This is a genomic window from Pelagibius sp., from assembly GCF_028289705.1.
Classification (GTDB): domain Bacteria; phylum Pseudomonadota; class Alphaproteobacteria; order Kiloniellales; family Kiloniellaceae; genus Pelagibius.
Window position 1 is genome coordinate 1 of sequence record NZ_JANQOI010000011.1, and the last position, 3,607, is coordinate 3,607.

Sequence of the window (3,607 nt, forward strand, 5' to 3'; positions counted from 1 at the left end):
CCACCCATAGGATACTGGCGCTGGGTGGTCGGGAGGGGGAGCGGGCCGGAACCGAATTCGACGTCAGTCGAAGACACTCTAGCCAAAGTGCGCCCGGTCCTCCTCGATCCCGTAGGGGTCCTGATGGAGGATGATCTCCGCATCGGGAAACGCCTTCTGCAGATCCGCTTCCACCTCGTCGGCGATCTCATGGGCCTGCAGAAGGCTCAGTTCACCGTCCATCTCGATATGCGCCTGGATGAAGATCTGCCGGCCCGAGGCGCGGGTGCGCAGGTCGTGCAGGCCGATGACCGAGGCATGGGCCAGGGCCACCTCACGGATGCGCTGCCGCTCCTCGTCCGGCAGTTCGCGGTCCATGAGCATGTCGAGCGCGCCGGCGGCGATCTGCTTGGCGTTGTAGACGATGTAGAGCGCAATGGCGACGCCGATCAGCGGATCGGCATAGAGCCAGCCGAACTGCAGGGTCACCAGCAGCGCCACGATGACCGCCGTGTTGACCAGCAGATCGCCGACGTAGTGCAGCGAATCGGCCTGGATCGCGAGCGAGCCGGTGCGCCGGATCACGTAGCGCTGCAGCGCCACCAGCACCAAGGTCGCCGCAATGGAAAAGACCATGACGGCGATCCCGATTTCGCCATGCTCGACGCTGCGCGGCGTGATGAACCGCTGGCTGGCCTCGATCATCAGGAAGATGGCCGAACCGGTGATGAAGGCGGCCTGTCCCAGGGCGGCCAGCGGCTCGGCCTTGCCGTGACCGAAGCGGTGCTCGCGGTCGGCCGGGACCAGCGCATGCCGCACCGCCACCAGGTTGATGATCGACGCGGCCGCATCGAGCAGCGAGTCGATCAGGGTCGAAAGAATGCTCACCGAGTCGGTGACCAGGAAGGCGACGAACTTGACGACGATCAGCAAACAGGCGGTCGCCACGGAGGCGGTGGTCACAAGCCGCAGCAGCCTGGCGGCCTCCGGCCCGCTGACCCGCTCAGAGGCCGCCGTCATGGAAACAGCCGCTCCGTCGTCCAGCCTCCTTCGCTGCGCGTGTAGACCAGACGGTCGTGCAGGCGAAAGGCGCCGTCCTGCCAGAATTCGATCAGGCGTGGTATGACGCGAAACCCGGACCAGTGCGGCGGGCGGGGCACCTGGCCGACGGCATAGCGGGCGCCGAAGAGCGCCACCCGCTTCTCCAGTTCGAAGCGGCCCTTCAGGGGCCGCGACTGCTCGCTGGCCCAGGCGCCGATCTGGCTCTGCTTGGGCCGGGAGGCGAAATAGTCGTCGGCTTCCTCGGCACTGACCTGTTCCACCTCACCCTCGATGCGCACCTGGCGGCGCAGGCTTTTCCAGTGGAACAGCATGGCGGCCTTGGGATGGGCGAGAAGCTGTTCGCCCTTGCGGCTCTCGTAGTTGGTGTAGAAGACGAAGCCGCGCGCGTCGTGGCCTTTGAGCAGGACCATGCGGGCGGACGGCATGCCGTCCTCACCCACGGTGGCGAGAGACAGGGCGTTGGGGTCGTTGGGCTCGGCCGCCTCGGCCTCGCGCAGCCAGACGTCAAAGATCTCAAAGGGATCGGCAGGAATATCCGCCCGAATCTGAATTGACGCGGTCATCGGCTGGCCCTGGCGCTGGATTGTTGCCTTATTTCCACCATATAGCGGCGATATAGCCTAGAAAAAGCGCGAAAACCGCTTGATCGCGCAGATTTCCGGGCCGATGTCATAATTGGGGATGATCTTGGCGTTTATCGCGTAGTACCGCTATACCGCCATGCAAAGAATTTCGGGCCCCGCTTCACGCCTGAACGGGGCCCTTCTCGAAGAGAGGTATTTCATGAAGCTCAAAGTCGTCATTGCCGCGGCGGCAATCGCCCTGACCACCGCCGCCTGCGAGAACAGCAGCCTCGGTGGCACCAAACAGACCATCGGCACTCTGGCGGGTGGCGCCGCCGGCGGGCTCTTCGGCGCCCAGTTCGGCAGCGGTTCGGGCCAGCTTGCGGCCACGGCGGCCGGCGCCCTGCTCGGCGCCTTCATCGGCAGCGAAATCGGGCGCACCATGGACGAGGTCGACCGCCAGAAGGCGCAGCAGGCCTATAACAGAGCGACAACCGCGCCGGTCGGCGAGGAGATCACCTGGAGCAATCCGAACACCGGCAACAGCGGTTCGGTCACCCCGACCCGCGAGGGAACCTCTTCGACCGGCGCCTACTGCCGCGAGTTCCAACAGACCGTCACCATCGGCGGCCAGCAAGAGGAGGCCTATGGCGTCGCCTGCCGGCAGCCGGACGGGGCCTGGGAAATCCAATAGCGCCGGAGCCCAGCGGGGCTCCGGGGGCTTGGCCGGCAGTCCCCTTTCCCTGCGGGTGTGAGAGAGCGCCTTGGGTCGCAGGGACGAAGAGGCTATCCTTGCCGCATGTTCCCTGTCGCTGTCCGTCCCTTCCTGCGCTGAGACCGGCGTATGCAAGATCCCTATAAGCTCTTGAACGTCGAGCGCGGCGCCTCTCAGGAGGAGATCAAGCGCGCCTACCGCAAGCTGGCCAAGGAACTGCACCCCGACATCAATCCGGGCAATGCGGCGGTCGAGCAGCGATTCAAGGAGATCTCCCAGGCTTACAGCATTCTGGGCGATACCGAGAAGCGCAAGCGCTTCGACCGCGGTGAGATCGACGCCAGCGGGCAGGAAACGCCCTGGAAGGGCGGCTTCTACCGGAACCACGCCGGCACCCGGCGCGGCGCCAAGTACAATCCCTTCGATTTCGGCGAGAACGTCAGCGCCGACGACATTTTCGCCGACCTCTTTGGGGCCAAGACCCGGCGGGTGCGCCGCCCGGGCGCCAACATCTCCTACACCGTCCCAATCTCCTTTCTGGAGGCCGCGCAGGGTGCCAAAAAACGCATCAAGCTGGCCGACAGCAAAACGCTCGACGTCCAGATTCCCGCCGGCACCGAAGACGGCCAGAGCCTGAGACTGAAGGGCCAGGGCATGCCGGGGGTCGGCGGCGGCCCGCCGGGCGACGCGCTGGTGGAGGTGCAGATCCAGCCCCACCCCTTTTTCGAGCGCAAGGGCACCAACGTCCATGTGGAGCTGCCGGTCACCCTGCAGGAAGCGCTGCTGGGGGCCACCATCACGGTGCCCACGGTGCACGGCAACGTCTCGATGAAGATCCCTGCCGGGTCGAACTCCGGGACCACTCTGCGCCTGAAGGGCAAGGGCATCCAGGCGAAGGACAGCGCCGAGGTGGGCGACCAGTACGTGAAGCTTCGGGTCATGCTGCCGGACCGGCCGGATCAGGAGTTGCAGGACTTCGTGAAGAACTGGAGCCAGTCTCACGGCTACGACCCGCGGCGCAAGGCGGGCATGACCTAAGCGAAGGGCGGCGCCCCTGACTGGCAACTCCGCCTCGGCCCAAGAGTCTGGTTCGAACTGAATGGTTTGGTTTCAATGGCTTGCCAACGTCATCCCCACCGAGATCGTCACCCTCGGGCTCGTCCCGAGGGTCCATGGAAAGAGCGGGACTCGGACCGCGATGGATTGCCGGAACAAGATGCTATGTGGGTTGGCGGCGACGGGATCGGCTATCTTTTAGGTCGGCAAACCAGGAAAGATAGGAGCGATC

General features: G+C 65.2%; 4 protein-coding genes. 2 read left to right on the forward strand and 2 right to left on the reverse strand.

Annotation, left to right across the window (positions count from 1 at the left end; translation table 11 throughout):
- Nucleotides 1-78: 78 nt before the first annotated feature.
- The gene (locus tag Q0996_RS00950; RefSeq protein WP_299615062.1) at nucleotides 79-999 is read right to left on the reverse strand and encodes a cation diffusion facilitator family transporter; all 921 of its coding nucleotides are present in this window, start codon (nucleotides 997-999) and stop codon (nucleotides 79-81) included.
- Nucleotides 996-1,604, reverse strand: coding sequence for a pyridoxamine 5'-phosphate oxidase (pdxH, locus tag Q0996_RS00955; RefSeq protein ID WP_299615064.1), 609 nt, complete (start codon nucleotides 1,602-1,604; stop codon nucleotides 996-998). The genes Q0996_RS00950 and pdxH overlap by 4 nt, the downstream gene beginning before the upstream one ends.
- Before the next feature lie 220 nt (nucleotides 1,605-1,824).
- Between pdxH and Q0996_RS00960 the strand changes: the two genes are divergently transcribed.
- Together Q0996_RS00960 and Q0996_RS00965 are read left to right on the forward strand one after the other, a co-directional pair.
- Nucleotides 1,825-2,298, forward strand: coding sequence for an RT0821/Lpp0805 family surface protein (locus Q0996_RS00960; RefSeq protein WP_299615066.1), 474 nt, complete (start codon nucleotides 1,825-1,827; stop codon nucleotides 2,296-2,298).
- A 150-nt stretch (nucleotides 2,299-2,448) separates the two neighbouring features.
- Nucleotides 2,449-3,357, forward strand: coding sequence for a J domain-containing protein (locus Q0996_RS00965; protein WP_299615068.1), 909 nt, complete (start codon nucleotides 2,449-2,451; stop codon nucleotides 3,355-3,357).
- Nucleotides 3,358-3,607: the final 250 nt, after the last annotated feature.